This window comes from Marinospirillum alkaliphilum DSM 21637 (assembly GCF_900119735.1).
In the GTDB taxonomy this organism is placed as follows: Bacteria; Pseudomonadota; Gammaproteobacteria; order Pseudomonadales; family Halomonadaceae; genus Marinospirillum; species Marinospirillum alkaliphilum.
The window spans coordinates 17,150-30,033 of sequence record NZ_FPJW01000008.1 but is presented as its reverse complement, the minus strand read 5'-3'; the positions used below and the strand labels follow the sequence as shown (position 1 = coordinate 30,033).

General features: G+C 54.6%; 14 protein-coding genes. 9 read left to right on the top strand and 5 right to left on the bottom strand.

The features are described 5' to 3' along the window. Positions 1–58 precede the first annotated feature (58 nt). The 6 genes from BT114_RS10980 (at position 59) to BT114_RS10955 (ending at position 4,445) form a co-directional block, all read left to right on the top strand. The gene (locus BT114_RS10980; protein ID WP_072326518.1) at positions 59–712 is read left to right on the top strand and encodes an NUDIX domain-containing protein; all 654 of its coding nucleotides are present in this window, start codon (positions 59–61) and stop codon (positions 710–712) included. Continuing rightward, positions 712–1,164 (top strand): DUF1249 domain-containing protein, encoded by a 453-nt coding sequence (locus tag BT114_RS10975; protein ID WP_072326517.1) that lies wholly within the window; start codon positions 712–714, stop codon positions 1,162–1,164. The genes BT114_RS10980 and BT114_RS10975 overlap by 1 nt, the downstream gene beginning before the upstream one ends. Further along, positions 1,139–1,945 (top strand): metallophosphoesterase, encoded by an 807-nt coding sequence (locus BT114_RS10970; RefSeq protein WP_072326516.1) that lies wholly within the window; start codon positions 1,139–1,141, stop codon positions 1,943–1,945. Before BT114_RS10975 ends, BT114_RS10970 begins: the two co-directional genes overlap by 26 nt. A 59-nt stretch (positions 1,946–2,004) precedes the next feature. Then, complete coding sequence (locus BT114_RS10965) at positions 2,005–2,442, top strand: ATP-dependent zinc protease family protein (protein ID WP_072326515.1); 438 nt, start codon at positions 2,005–2,007, stop codon at positions 2,440–2,442. A gap of 65 nt (positions 2,443–2,507) precedes the next feature. Then, positions 2,508–3,413 carry a 30S ribosomal protein S6--L-glutamate ligase gene (rimK, locus tag BT114_RS10960; RefSeq protein WP_072326514.1) on the top strand — a complete coding sequence of 302 codons (906 nt, stop codon included), beginning with the start codon at positions 2,508–2,510 and terminating at the stop codon, positions 3,411–3,413. Between the two features lie 15 nt (positions 3,414–3,428). Then, on the top strand, positions 3,429–4,445 hold the full coding sequence (locus tag BT114_RS10955; RefSeq protein ID WP_072326513.1) for a hypothetical protein: 1,017 nt from the start codon (positions 3,429–3,431) through the stop codon (positions 4,443–4,445). A 1-nt stretch (position 4,446) separates the two neighbouring features. On the opposite strand, the gene BT114_RS10950 is transcribed toward BT114_RS10955, so the two are convergent. From BT114_RS10950 to BT114_RS10930, 5 genes are all read right to left on the bottom strand, one after another. Beyond that, positions 4,447–6,369 carry a methyl-accepting chemotaxis protein gene (locus BT114_RS10950; protein ID WP_072326512.1) on the bottom strand — a complete coding sequence of 641 codons (1,923 nt, stop codon included), beginning with the start codon at positions 6,367–6,369 and terminating at the stop codon, positions 4,447–4,449. Between the two features lie 136 nt (positions 6,370–6,505). Then, entirely contained in the window at positions 6,506–7,546 is a 1,041-nt protein-coding gene (gene rsgA, locus BT114_RS10945; protein ID WP_072326511.1) for a small ribosomal subunit biogenesis GTPase RsgA, read from the bottom strand. Then, complete coding sequence (orn, locus tag BT114_RS10940; protein ID WP_072326510.1) at positions 7,543–8,115, bottom strand: oligoribonuclease; 573 nt, start codon at positions 8,113–8,115, stop codon at positions 7,543–7,545. Before orn ends, rsgA begins: the two co-directional genes overlap by 4 nt. Before the next feature lie 48 nt (positions 8,116–8,163). Then, positions 8,164–10,107, bottom strand: coding sequence for a methyl-accepting chemotaxis protein (locus tag BT114_RS10935; RefSeq protein WP_072326509.1), 1,944 nt, complete (start codon positions 10,105–10,107; stop codon positions 8,164–8,166). 73 nt (positions 10,108–10,180) lie between these two features. Further along, on the bottom strand, positions 10,181–10,642 hold the full coding sequence (locus tag BT114_RS10930; protein WP_072326508.1) for a GAF domain-containing protein: 462 nt from the start codon (positions 10,640–10,642) through the stop codon (positions 10,181–10,183). 244 nt (positions 10,643–10,886) lie between these two features. On the opposite strand from BT114_RS10930, the gene serB reads away from it, so the two are divergent. The 3 genes from serB (at position 10,887) to BT114_RS10915 (ending at position 12,878) form a co-directional block, all read left to right on the top strand. Next, positions 10,887–12,131 carry a phosphoserine phosphatase SerB gene (serB, locus tag BT114_RS10925; RefSeq protein WP_072326507.1) on the top strand — a complete coding sequence of 415 codons (1,245 nt, stop codon included), beginning with the start codon at positions 10,887–10,889 and terminating at the stop codon, positions 12,129–12,131. Then, on the top strand, positions 12,131–12,460 hold the full coding sequence (locus tag BT114_RS10920; protein ID WP_072326506.1) for a GIY-YIG nuclease family protein: 330 nt from the start codon (positions 12,131–12,133) through the stop codon (positions 12,458–12,460). The genes serB and BT114_RS10920 overlap by 1 nt, the downstream gene beginning before the upstream one ends. 214 nt (positions 12,461–12,674) lie before the next feature. Further along, the gene (locus tag BT114_RS10915) at positions 12,675–12,878 is read left to right on the top strand and encodes a cold-shock protein (protein ID WP_072326505.1); all 204 of its coding nucleotides are present in this window, start codon (positions 12,675–12,677) and stop codon (positions 12,876–12,878) included. The last annotated feature ends 6 nt before the right edge of the window (positions 12,879–12,884 follow it).

Below are 12,884 nucleotides of genomic sequence, written 5' to 3'. Positions count from 1 at the left end.
CCGAAGTCTGTCATCATGCACGCTTGCCTCATTTTCGGCATCAGGAGCCACTTTCACCATGATCCCGACACCGTTCACTGCAGTCGATTATACCCTTGAAGCCGAACAACCGGTGTACCAGGGTTTTTTTGCCATGCACAAGCTGCGTCTGAAACATCGACGTTTTGCCGGCGGCTGGACCGACACCATGAGTCGTGAACTGCTGCTGCGTGGCCGGGCCGTGGGAGTGCTGGCTTATGATCCCTGGCAGGATCAGGTGGTGCTGGTTGAACAGTTCCGGGTTGGTGCCCTGCAGGATCAGGACAGTCCCTGGCTGCTGGAAATGATTGCCGGCATGGTGGAAGCAGGTGAAACCCCGGAAAGTGTTGCTCACCGCGAAGCCATGGAAGAAGCCGGCTTGCAATTGCTGGATCTGCAACACCTGTTCACCTATTATTCCAGCCCCGGCGGCACCGATGAACAGATCCTGCTTTATGCAGCCATAGTTGATGCCCGCGGAGCAGGCGGATTACACGGCCTGCAACACGAACATGAAGACATCCGTGTACTGGTGCTGCCGCGTCAGCAAGCCTGGCAACAATGCCAGCAAGGCCGCGCCCGTAATGCCATGAGCCTGATTGCCCTGCAATGGCTTGAAATGAATCACACCCAGATGCAACACCAGTGGCAAGCACAACGTCCCTTGCCCACCACTGAAACGGGAGAGTCTTGATGCCCCGCACCGCCTATGTGGCTGAACTGAGTCGCCTGCAAAGTGATGCAGCGGCCAGCTACCTGTTGTTGCAACGCCTGTGGCAGGCGGATGAGCAACAGGTTTGCCATATCGGTTTGCGACAACATGGACGCGATTTAGGCCAGTTACATCTGCAGCGGCTGGAACGCACGCCCTGGACTGAATTGATTGAACTGCGTTACAGCCAGCAGGTGGATCACCCCCTGCTGCATCCACTGCAGATGCAGATCCGGGTTTACCATGATGTGCGTCTGGCAGAAGTAGTCAGCTGCCAACAACAACAGCCACGGGAAGGACGTTATGCCTACCCCAATGAAGCCATGTTTCATCCGGATGAAAAGGTGCAGGTGAATGCCCAGTTGGTGGAGTGGCTGAAATTTGCTTTAAGTCGCGGTTACACCCCTCATGTCACTTTTGAACCCGATCACTGAATCAGGCGTGTTCCGGCTGGTTCAGCTCACCGATCCCCATCTGCTGGCTGATCCAACGGCCCGTTATCGAGGACTGGATACACGCCAGCGGTTTCTGGCCGGACTGCAACTGGCCCGTCGCCTGCAACCCGACTTGTTATTGCTGACCGGAGATCTGGCCCAGGACGAAGCGGCAGCCACCTACCAGTGGTTATACCAACAGCTACAAGCCAGTGGACTCACCTGGCGCTGGCTGCCCGGCAATCACGACGCCCCGGAACTGATGCAGGCCTGGTCCAGCAGTGTTTTTCATGATCAGACACCTCACTGGCAACTGCTGGGACTGGATAGCCACTGGCCGGGCCAGGTTGCCGGTTACCTGAGTGCCACCGAACTGGAACGCCTGCAACAGGCTCTGACTGACCCGCGACCACTGCTGGTGGCACTCCACCATCCCCCCATCAAGGTGAACAGCCGCTGGATGGATGCCATCAGCCTGGATAACGCCAGCAACTTCTGGCAGCTTGTGGACAAACTGGATCTGAAGCAGCAATTGAAACTCCTGATCTGTGGACATGTCCACCAACCCCTGAGCCGCCAGCAGGGTCATACCAGGGTGCTGGCCTGCCCATCCACAGCAGCACAATTCACACCCCAGCAAGATGAATTTTCCATAGATGACAAGGCCTTGCCAGCCTTGCGCCTGATCCGGTTAAATACCAGGGGTTGCTTTTCCAGCCGTCTGATCCATTATGATCCACAAGCGGTTACCCACAGTTCAAGTGGACAGGGGTGTGGATAACCCAAGTACAAACTGTCCTGAATCTGAAACCTGCTGGACTTGCCGGAGCTGATCAAAAAATGACCAACCCAACCGAAAAAATCATCATCGGTGCCAGGGAAGTGGTTTGTTTCCCGGCATTAAATCTTTGTGTGCGTGCCAAGGTGGACACCGGCGCCAAAACCTCTTGCCTGCATGCCACAGACATTCATGTTGAAGGCCGTAAAGGCCAGCAGCAGATCAGTTTTGTGACCCTGGATGAAACCAGTGCCACGCCGCGTACAGTTCGCTGCCAACTGCCTTTACTGGATCGTCGCAAGGTACGCAGCTCCAATGGCCACAGCGACTGGCGTTATGTGGTGGAAACGGAAGTGCTGCTCGGTGAGTTCAGAGAAAAAATTCAGCTGACACTGGCTGACCGCTCGCGAATGAAATACCCTATGCTGCTAGGACGCAGTGCCATGGAACAGCACCTGCTGGTCGCTCCCGGTGCGGCTTATTTGCAGGGATCCCTCTGAACCGGTTCGTTTGTCAGCGACTGGTTCACCTACCTTAAGTTTTTTTCTCTGGACCCAACTGATCCATGCATCTAGCTATTCTTTCCCGCAACGCCAGCCTTTATTCAACCCGCCGTCTGGTGGAGGCTGCTGAACAGCAGGGCCACACTGCCAGGGTCATTGATACCCTGCGGTGTTACATGAACATTGCCACCCACAAGCCAACCATCCACTACAAGGGTGCAGACCTTGAGCATTTTGATGCGGTGATTCCTCGCATTGGTGCATCCGTCACCTTTTATGGTGCCGCGGTGCTACGCCAGTTTGAAATGATGGGGGTCTACACCCTCAATGAGTCAGTCGCCATTACCCGCTCGCGGGATAAACTGCGCTCACTGCAATTATTGTCACGCAAGGGTATCGGTCTGCCGGTGACAGGATTTGCCCACTCCCCGGATGACATTCCTGACCTGATTCGTATGGTGGGTGGTGCACCGCTGGTCATCAAGTTGCTGGAAGGTACCCAGGGCATTGGTGTGGTGCTGGCTGAAACCGAAAAAGCTGCAGAAAGTGTGATTCAGGCATTCATGGGCTTAAAAGCCAATATCATGGTGCAGGAGTACATCAAAGAGGCTGGTGGTGCCGATATCCGCTGTTTTGTGATTGGTGAGAAGGTGGTTGCAGCCATGAAACGCCAGGCCATGCCCGGTGAATTCCGCTCCAACCTGCACCGGGGTGGCACTGCAGAGCTGGTGAAAATCACACCGGAAGAGCGCTCCACCGCAATACGCGCAGCTCGTGCCATGGGATTACGCGTCTGCGGCGTGGATCTGTTACGATCCAACCATGGACCCGTGGTGATGGAGGTCAACTCATCTCCGGGGCTGGAAGGCATTGAAGCCGCTACCGGCAAGGATGTAGCGGGCCAGATCATTGAATTCATTGCCCGCAATGCAGGTCCCAATAAAAACAGAACCCGTGGTCGAGGATAAATAAAAGGACAGGTCATGCTGGATGCCCAGATCGACTGGCAATCACTGCCAATACAGGAAGCTGCGCTGACACTCCACAAACATGAGCGAGTGCGGCGTACTCATGCCAATGCACCGCTGGTGGATGAGCTCATCGCCAGCAACTGGCTGGTGCCTGAAGATGAAGATGACAACTTCATGCTCAGTGTGCGTGGACGATCGGGCCTGGTGGAACTGCTGGACCTACGCCTGCCGGAATGGCGTGAATGGCTGGATGCGCTGGAAGGTGACCAGTTGATGCTGGGGGAAGCCTTTGAGCAGCGCTGGGGCTTCATCAAGGAGCAACTCCGTTCCGACCTGCCCAGAGTGCTCAACCGGCGTAGCTTGCAGCAGGCTTTATTGGGCAACCCGGAAACACCCTTACCGGAACACCTCTACAAAGAATTACCCCAGATTGAATTAAGTGACGACCGGTGTTTACACCTGCGTGGCAACATGGACCTGCGGCTGGTGCGCAAACACGGCACTGCCATTGAATTAAAAAAGATCTGGCGACAACTTTCTGAAGCCGTTTTGCCCGAGCGGGATTTTCGACAGATCCAGGAACTGGATGGTGAACTCCCCTATCTGGTCATGACCATTGAGGATCGTGGTGTTTTTCTGGATATCGACCTGCCGGAAAACCTGTTGGCCATCTGGGTTGCACCTGATCAACTGCCACTGGCAGGTGATTTTTTACGCTTCCTGCCGCAGTTTGTGCCCCATGTGCATTTTGGTGATCTGGATCACCAGGGACTGGTGATTGCCGAGCGCCTGGCCATCCAGAGCCAGCGCCCTGTAAGACGTTTCATTCCAGCCTTCTGGAAGGACTACCTGAAAGACTTTGCCAGCACCACCAGTGACAGTGGTAAAGGCAAAGGCGCAGCCTGGCGTGGTCCGGTATTATCCGTTCAACTGCTGCGTGATCTGATGACCAGCAATCGCTGGCTGGCTCAGGCGCCCTTGCTGCTGGACGCCCGCCTGCATGAAGAAATGCGCAAACTGATGGACTGACTCAGTAGCGGAAACGATTGACCAGCGCCTGCAGATCAGTCGCCAGCTGAGCCAGTTGTTGCCCTGCAGTATTGGTCTGACTGGCACCTGCAGCCGTCTGCTCAGACACATCATTGATATTGATGATGTTGCGATTGATCTCTTCAGCCACCGAGCTTTGCTCTTCCGCAGCAGAAGCAATTTGCTCATTCATTTCACTGATGCGACGAATGGCCGTGGTAATGCCTTCCAGTGCGGCAGAAACACCTGCCGCTTGTTGCACAATATTACGGGCATCCTGATGGCTTTGCTTCATCGAACCAACAGCTTGATGGGCACGATCCTGTAGCGCGTGGATCATCTTTTCAATTTCCTGGGTGGAGTCCTGGGTACGACTGGCCAGCGTGCGCACCTCATCCGCCACCACAGCAAATCCACGGCCAGCCTCTCCTGCACGCGCAGCCTCAATGGCGGCATTCAATGCCAACAGGTTCGTCTGCTCAGCCACACCCCGAATCACATCCAGCACCGAACTGATGCCTTCAATATCACGCCCCAGCAGATCAATCACACCGGAGGTGTTTTCCATGCCTTCAGCCATCTGCTCTATGGCACGAATGGTGCCGGTCACCACTTCACCACCCTGTGCAGCCTCATCATCAGCCTCACGTGCCGAAGCGGCTGCCGACTCGGCATTACGTGCCACTTCTTGCACCGTCGCTGTCATTTCATTCATTGCAGCAACCACCTGCTCAATTTCCTGGCGCTGCTGCTGAATGTTCAGATTGGTTTCTGCCGTGATTGAAGACATCTGTTCAGCAGCGGCTGACAACTGACCGGTTGAGCCTGCCACCTGACCCACCGTTTCCTGCACCCGGCCGGCAAAACGGTTAAAAGCACGCGCCAAATCCGTCAGTTCATCACGGCCCACAGCATCCATGCGACGGGTCAGATCGCCCTCACCCTCTGCAATATCAGCCATGGCAGCCACGGTATGCTGCAAGGGCTGCACAATCGTCCGGCCAATCAGCCAGGCCAGCAACAATCCCACCAGTAACGCCACCAAACCTATACCCAAAACAGTGTTTCGGGCTGCCGCCATGGCTGCCACATAACCGGTACGGTCCACCGCTACTTCCAGCACTCCAATCAACTCACCACTGAAATCACGAACCGGAGCGGCATACACAGCAGAGTCCACGCCTGCCAGTTGCAGGCTACTCAACACTGGTTGCTGCAATGCCTGTTGCAGCTTCGACATTTCCAGCAGATTTTTGCCATCCAGGGTGCTGGCGAAGGTTCGCAGACTGCGATCTGCCTGCAGGGTATGCAAAGCCAGCTGCAAACGCTGGGCTGGATCACTGTCAGCCTTGATGCGATCAAAAAAAGGCTGACCAAAAGACATGCCCAGCTCAGCCGAACCGATATGCTGACCAGCATGATAAACCGGCACCACGCCTCGAATACCCAAGCCAGCCACGCCCAGCTCCAGACCAGTCACCACCTGCTGGTTACGGTTAACAGCAACAACGGTATGACGGAAACCAGACAGGTCATCACCATAGGTTGCAGGTTGATGCACACGCAAAAAGGAGGTTGCAGGTGGCAAATGAAACTGGAACTGACGCACGGCATAATGCTGCATCAGAAAACGGTTGGCTGGCTCCAGCAATGCCAGCAGTCCGTCCCTATCCTGAGCCGCAAAGCGCTCGGTCACTCCTTCCAGCTGTGTTAAAGCACCTGCCAACGCAGAGGCTATACGCGCTTCATCATCAATGCTGGCCAGCACACTGGCATGGATGCCACTCAGTTCACGCTCTTCAGCTTCCCGCACGATGCCCTGAATCTGCTGCATCACGGCCCAGGCAATCAACAGGATAATGGCCAGCAACAGGGCAGCAATGCCCAGCATGATGCGTGTCCCGATTCTCATTGATTTCAGCATAGCGACCACCGCCTTTGTTATAATCTGTTTAAAAAGCCACGCCAGCATTACACCCAACAACAAATATAACGAATATTGCAACCAAACAACCACACCACTTAAGTGGTAATTCCGCGTTAAAAAACCAATGCCGTACTCAGTCGGCTTCCTGCAGGCTTTTAACGATATGGTGATAGCTGTTAAAGCGACTGGCGGCAATATGGCCCTGCTCCACAGCCTCACGCAAGGCACAACCAGGGTCTTGCTGGTGGCGGCAATCCCGGAAACGGCAATGGCCAAGATAAGGACGGAATTCACAAAAGCCCTGAGCCACTTCATCCGGTTGCAGAAAACCGAGGGAAAACTCACGGATGCCGGGCGAGTCAATCAACTGCCCACCGACGGGGAAGTGGAACAGTCTGGCGGTGGTGGTGGTGTGGCGCCCTTTGCGGGTATCTTCTGACAGGCTGCCTACCCGCAGATCCACTCCGGGCAACAGGAGGTTGATCAGGGATGATTTTCCAACCCCGGATTGACCAACAAACACACTGATACGGTCTTTTAAATGTTCCTGCAATTGTTGCAGATCTTCCTGCTGACGCTGTGTAGAGCTGATCAGCACCTGGTAGCCAAGCTTGCGGTAAGTCACCAATAACTGCTCGACCCGTTGAACCAGCACAGCATCCAGTCGACCCGCTTCCATCAGATCCCACTTGTTGATCACCAGCAAGGGGCTGATGCCGGTGTGTTCGGCAGCCACCAGATAACGGTCAATCAGGTTGGCGTGAGGTTCAGGTTCGGGTGCAATCACCAGCAACAGCTGATCCACGTTGGCGGCAATGGCTTTCATCACACCGCGCATGTCGGGTCGTGCCAACAGGCTGTGGCGGTCGTGGCGAGATTCCACCACACCACTTTCATCGGGCAGTAGATGAGGGCGCCAGCTAACCTTGTCACCGGTGACCAGGCTATCCACATTGGCCCGCACATGACAGCGTTGACGCTGACCCAGTAACTCACCCTCCAGCGCCTCAACCTCGACCTGGCGACCAAAATGGGCTGTCACCAGACCCGCTTGTGAAGCACCCAACTGCCCTTCATCCAGGCGACTGTCCTTGCGCTGGGCGCGTTCATTACGTTCCTGTTGTACCTTATCGATACGCCACTGTTGCTGGCGGGTCAGCTTGCGGCCACTCATTTAGCTGGGTTTTCCGGTAGGCGAATGAACTCTTCACGATAAAAACGCAGTTCCGCAATGGACTCACGGATGTCATCCAATGCCAGATGGGTGCCAGTTTTCTTGAATTTTTTTGGCAGTTCCGGATGCCAGCGTTTGGCCAGCTCTTTCAGGGTGGACACATCCAGATTGCGGTAATGGAAAAAAACTTCCAATGCAGGCATTTCCTGCTGCAGAAAACGCCGATCCTGATGCACGCTGTTGCCACACATCGGGCTGGCACCAGCTTTTACATGGCGCTGCAGGAATTCCAGTGTACGCGTTTCTGCTTCAGCGGTGCTGATAAGGCTTTCTTTCACACGCTGGGTCAGACCTGATGCGCCATGGGTACGTGTACACCACTCATCCATGGCATCCAGCAGGCTGTCTGGCTGATGGATAGCCATCACCGGGCCTTCTTCAATGATGTTCAACTCACTGTCAGTCACGATGGTGGCAATTTCAATGATGCGCTCTTTCACCGGATCCAGACCGGTCATTTCCAGATCGATCCAGATCAGGTTGGAAGGTGCTGCTTCTTGTTCGGCCATGCCGGGTAATCTTCCTTAACAAGGGTGGTTGATGGCGCGATCTTACCATCAGGTCCGGAACTGGGCCACCAGCCCCTTCAGCTGTTCCGCCAGATGCGCCAGGGATTCACTGGCCTCTGATGACTCCCTGACACTGCCTGCCGTCATTTCAGCCACTTCACTGATATTGTTGATGCTCTGATTGATGTCTCGAGACACCAGCGTTTGCTCTTCCGTGGCACTGGCAATCTGCTGGGCATTCTGGTCGATCTGCTGGACCGCATCGGCAATATGGTTAAGCTTTTCATCCATTTCACGCGCACTGGCCACACTGGAGTGAGTACCCTTGAGACTGACATCCATGGCCACCACCGCCCGATCAGCCCCCTTCTGCAAGCGTTCAATCATGGCTTGAATTTCGGTGGTTGAGGCCATGGTGCGGCTGGCCAGGCTACGCACTTCATCCGCCACGACCGCAAATCCACGCCCGCTGTCTCCGGCACGTGCCGCTTCAATGGCAGCATTCAGTGCCAGCAGATTGGTCTGTTCAGCTATCCCTTCGATCACCACCAGAATCTTGCCAATCTGATCGCTGTTTTCTTTCAGTTCATTGATGGTCTGTGTGGCATGCTCAACTTCCTGACTCAGCTCACTGATGCTATCCAGTGTTGAGCGTACTGCCTGACGCCCATTATTCGCTGCCGTCAAGGCATCCCTGGAGGCATCCGCAGTGTTCTGGGTATTACGCGCCACCTCCTCCAATGTGGCCGTCATTTCTGTCATGGCAGCCGCTGAGCTGCTGATTTCTTCGGCCTGGGTCTGAATACCCTGACTGGTCTGATCATTGATCTGAGCCAATTGTGTCGAAGCCGCCGCAACCTGATCGGAATAGCTGCCGATCTCACCAAGAATATGCCGCAGCTTCAGCTGCATGGTGTGAATGGAAGCCAGCAGACTGGTGTCATCGCCTTTTTTCAAGGCAATCGGTGTCACCAGATCCCCCTCGGAAACCAGATGCACCACATCAGCAGCATAAGCGGGATCACCACCCAAAGTGCGAGTGACAGAACGCACCAGCAACATACAAACCCCCATCGACACCACCAGCACCACCAGCGTCAAACCAACCACCAGCCATAACATGCGATACAACTCCGCCATGGCAACCCGGGACTCGGTTTCCACTGCCAGGCCCCAGCCCAGCAGTTCAATGAATGCCAGACTGCCAATCACTGGCTGCCCCGCCGCATTGGTATATTCACCAGTAAGGTTCTGACGGTTCCGAGCTGCAACTGCAGCTTCTGTTTGCAACTCGACTTCAGCATTACCAATGGAAGCAGCCGGTGTAATTGCCCGGCCATTACTGCCAATCATGTAAATTTCCGTACCAGCATCCCTTCGCAAGGCTGCCAATCGATCCACCAGAGTATTGATCTGCACTGCACCGCGCATCACGGCAACAATGCGGCCATCCTGCCGCACCGGAATGGCCACAGTGCTCACCTGATTACCGGTTGCCCGTGAAATCACCGGCTGCGAAAAGGTATCCCGCCCCGAGATGGCTGAACGAAACCAGTCACGATCTGCTACATTAAAGGCGTAAGCCTCATCACTGCTCATGATGCGCGCCCGACCGTTTTCAAGACTGACACCAGCCAGACCTCGCCCTTCAGGACTGACCAGAAAAATGGTGTCATAAAACCCGCCCAACTCTGTCATCCGTGCCATGAGTTGTGCACTGGCATCCGCATCCAGGTTCACCACTGCATCCACGGTGGCCAGATAGCGCATTTCATCCTGCCGCGCCAGCAGCCAGTCCGTAAAAGCTCCAGCATTACCCTGGCTTCGCGTTGTCATTTCATTTAATACATCCTGAGTCAAAGCCTGGCGGTATTGCAGCATCACCAGACTGATCAGCAGGGTGATGGACACCAGCAACAAGGCTAGAATCATCAATGTCAGACGCGCACCGAAACCCAGCCCGGAGCGATCGGCAGCATTTGAACGAGTCATGGGGATTTCCTTTTTCCGTTAATGGCTGTTGTTCTTCTTGATGGGTTGTTTCAACAGATATAGATACAGCAATTCAAAGATGCAAGTCCAACAGTGCACCGGTCCAGACCGCCAGGTCTTTTAAACGCTGCACTTCCCTGACATCAAACTGACGCGGCTGATGATCAGCAATACTGAGGCTGCCAAGCAACTGACGCCCGGCAAACACAGGTACGCCAGCATAACTGCGTACACCCAACGCCAGCGCCAAGTGTGGCTGCAACTCCTCAGGAAGCTGTTGCAAGTCAGGGATCACTATCTGTTCTGCCGGAATCGCTAGCGGCAAGCCACACAAGGCATCATCCACCAACAGGCGTTGCTGGCTTTCACCAGAAAAAAACAGGCGGATATGCCGGTCTTCCCGTAAACCGACTGCCGCAACAGGAACATTAAAAAGACGCTTGCAGTTAAGGGCTACCCGGCGAAAGCTGGGGGCACAAACCTCCCCCAGCCAGGGGGTCAGATGATCGATATTCAGGCGATGCTGAGATTTCATTGGCCTGAGACTCCAGTCTGCTTGCAAAGCTGCATCTGCCCGGACGTGCATGCCGACACAGAGGAAGGCTATAATTGTCGGCTACCGGGACAGCCGGGTTATCACTGATCAACACTGACTCCTGTATTCACCTTTGCTGAATCGACAGTGTTGATCGTGCCTCCCTGCTTTTTGTTGTTCCCAGTCAGTATAGAAAGCAGGGTTAATTTTTGCTGGAAGATTTCACTCTTTTTATGGGCGGCAGATGAATACTCAGGATCGCAGCATTGTGTTGATCAACTTGTCTGGGCATGACCGCCCCGGCATCACTTCGGCCATCACCGAGATACTGGCCGGTTATGGTGTCAATATCCTGGATATTGGCCAGGCTGTGATTCACGACACCCTGGCGCTGGGGCTGCTGGCTCACCTGCCTCCTCAGGCCCAGCACTCCCCTGTATTACAAGAGCTGCTGTTCAAAGCCCATGAGTGGGGCATGCAAATCCGTTTTACACCTGTGGCAGAAGCCAGTTATGAGCATTGGGTAGCCGGTCAGGGTAAAGGGCGTTACATCGTGACCCTGCTGGGACGACGCATCACCGCTGAGCAAATAGCCCGCGTCACCCGCACTGTGGCAGAAAATGGGCTGAACATTGATCGTATCCATCGCCTGTCCGGGCGTGTCAGCATGTCCAGGCTGGCCGAGCCTGGTCGTGCCTGTGTTGAGTTTTCAGTACGAGGCGACACGCTCGATACCGCTGAGCTGCGCCGTCATTTCCTGGCGCTGGCCGGTGAACTGGAAGTGGATATTGCGGTACAAGAAGACAACATCTACCGCCGTAATCGCCGCCTGGTGGTGTTTGACATGGACTCCACCCTGATTGAGGCCGAAGTGATTGATGAACTGGCCAAGGAGGCCGGTGTTGGTGAACAGGTGGCCGAAATCACCGAACGTGCCATGTGTGGTGAGCTGGATTTTAATGAAAGCTTCAAGGCTCGTGTGGCCTTGTTAAAAGGTCTGGATGCCTCGGTACTGGAAAAAATTGCCCAGCGCCTGCCGATCACCGAAGGTGCCGAAAAACTGGTATCCACCCTCAAGCGCCTGGGGTATCGCACCGCCATTCTATCGGGTGGTTTCACCTATTTTGGTGAGTACCTGCAGCAAAAGCTGGGTATTGATGAGGTACACGCCAACCTGCTGGAAGTTGAAGATGGCAAGGTCACCGGCCGGGTAGTAGGCCGCGTGGTGGATGGTCAGCGTAAGGCGGAGTTGCTGCAGGAGATTGCGCGTAACGAAGGCATCAATCTGGAGCAGGCGATTGCGGTGGGTGACGGTGCCAACGACCTGCCCATGCTGGGGCTGGCTGGCCTGGGAATAGCCTTCCGCGCCAAACCACTGGTCCGCCAGAATGCCAGGCATGCGCTGTCTACCCTGGGACTGGATGCCATCCTTTACCTGATTGGTTTCTCAGACCGGGATATCGATCAGGAACTTCATCACAACAACTGATGCAACCGGAAGCTCCACCAGTAGTCGAAGCCGTCTGGTACATCTATATGGTGGAGCAGGCTTCCGGAAAACTCTATACCGGTATCACCCTGGACGTAGCACGGCGTTTTGCTGAACATCAGGCCAACAACCAGCGATCAGCCAAGGCACTGCGTGGCAAAGGCCCGCTGAAACTGGTGTTCAGTCAGCCTGCCGGCAATCACCGCCAGGCGTTACAACTGGAATATCAGGTCAAAAAACTTCCCCGTTACAAAAAACTTGCGCTAATTACCGGTAAAACCTGTATTTCTTCCTTGCATATTAAAGAGCACTCGTCTAAAAGTACTTGACGTGGGGCCTCGATTAGCTCAGGCTATTTCCCGTAGGCAGCAAGGTAGCAACAAAGAAGTGTCGTAACGCCGTTGTAATCGAATTATCGGTAACATCAGTTCGTCATTCGTACTATCTTGATTCCCGCAAGACCGAGTCAAAAACCCTCAGGCTGGCTTTAACACCAACCCGGAGGACGACTCAAAAAACAAACGTAATACAGGAATTTTTGATATGGCAACTGGTACCGTTAAGTGGTTCAACGACACTAAAGGCTTCGGCTTCATTACTCCTGAAGACGGTGGCGACGACCTGTTTGTTCACTTCTCCGAGATCCAATCTCAGGGCTTCAAGAGCCTGGCCGAGAACCAGAAGGTTTCTTTCGAAGTAACCACTGGTCCTAAAGGCAAGCAAGCTGCCAAAGTGACTCCGATCTGATCATCC

Coding starts and splice junctions, on each gene's coding strand:
- BT114_RS10980 (WP_072326518.1), top strand. CDS start 59: ATGATCCCGACACCGTTCACTGCAGTCGATTATACCCTTGAAGCCGAA.
- BT114_RS10975 (WP_072326517.1), top strand. CDS start 712: ATGCCCCGCACCGCCTATGTGGCTGAACTGAGTCGCCTGCAAAGTGAT.
- BT114_RS10970 (WP_072326516.1), top strand. CDS start 1,139: ATGTCACTTTTGAACCCGATCACTGAATCAGGCGTGTTCCGGCTGGTT.
- BT114_RS10965 (WP_072326515.1), top strand. CDS start 2,005: ATGACCAACCCAACCGAAAAAATCATCATCGGTGCCAGGGAAGTGGTT.
- rimK (WP_072326514.1), top strand. CDS start 2,508: ATGCATCTAGCTATTCTTTCCCGCAACGCCAGCCTTTATTCAACCCGC.
- BT114_RS10955 (WP_072326513.1), top strand. CDS start 3,429: ATGCTGGATGCCCAGATCGACTGGCAATCACTGCCAATACAGGAAGCT.
- BT114_RS10950 (WP_072326512.1), bottom strand. CDS start 6,369: ATGCTGAAATCAATGAGAATCGGGACACGCATCATGCTGGGCATTGCT.
- rsgA (WP_072326511.1), bottom strand. CDS start 7,546: ATGAGTGGCCGCAAGCTGACCCGCCAGCAACAGTGGCGTATCGATAAG.
- orn (WP_072326510.1), bottom strand. CDS start 8,115: ATGGCCGAACAAGAAGCAGCACCTTCCAACCTGATCTGGATCGATCTG.
- BT114_RS10935 (WP_072326509.1), bottom strand. CDS start 10,107: ATGACTCGTTCAAATGCTGCCGATCGCTCCGGGCTGGGTTTCGGTGCG.
- BT114_RS10930 (WP_072326508.1), bottom strand. CDS start 10,642: ATGAAATCTCAGCATCGCCTGAATATCGATCATCTGACCCCCTGGCTG.
- serB (WP_072326507.1), top strand. CDS start 10,887: ATGAATACTCAGGATCGCAGCATTGTGTTGATCAACTTGTCTGGGCAT.
- BT114_RS10920 (WP_072326506.1), top strand. CDS start 12,131: ATGCAACCGGAAGCTCCACCAGTAGTCGAAGCCGTCTGGTACATCTAT.
- BT114_RS10915 (WP_072326505.1), top strand. CDS start 12,675: ATGGCAACTGGTACCGTTAAGTGGTTCAACGACACTAAAGGCTTCGGC.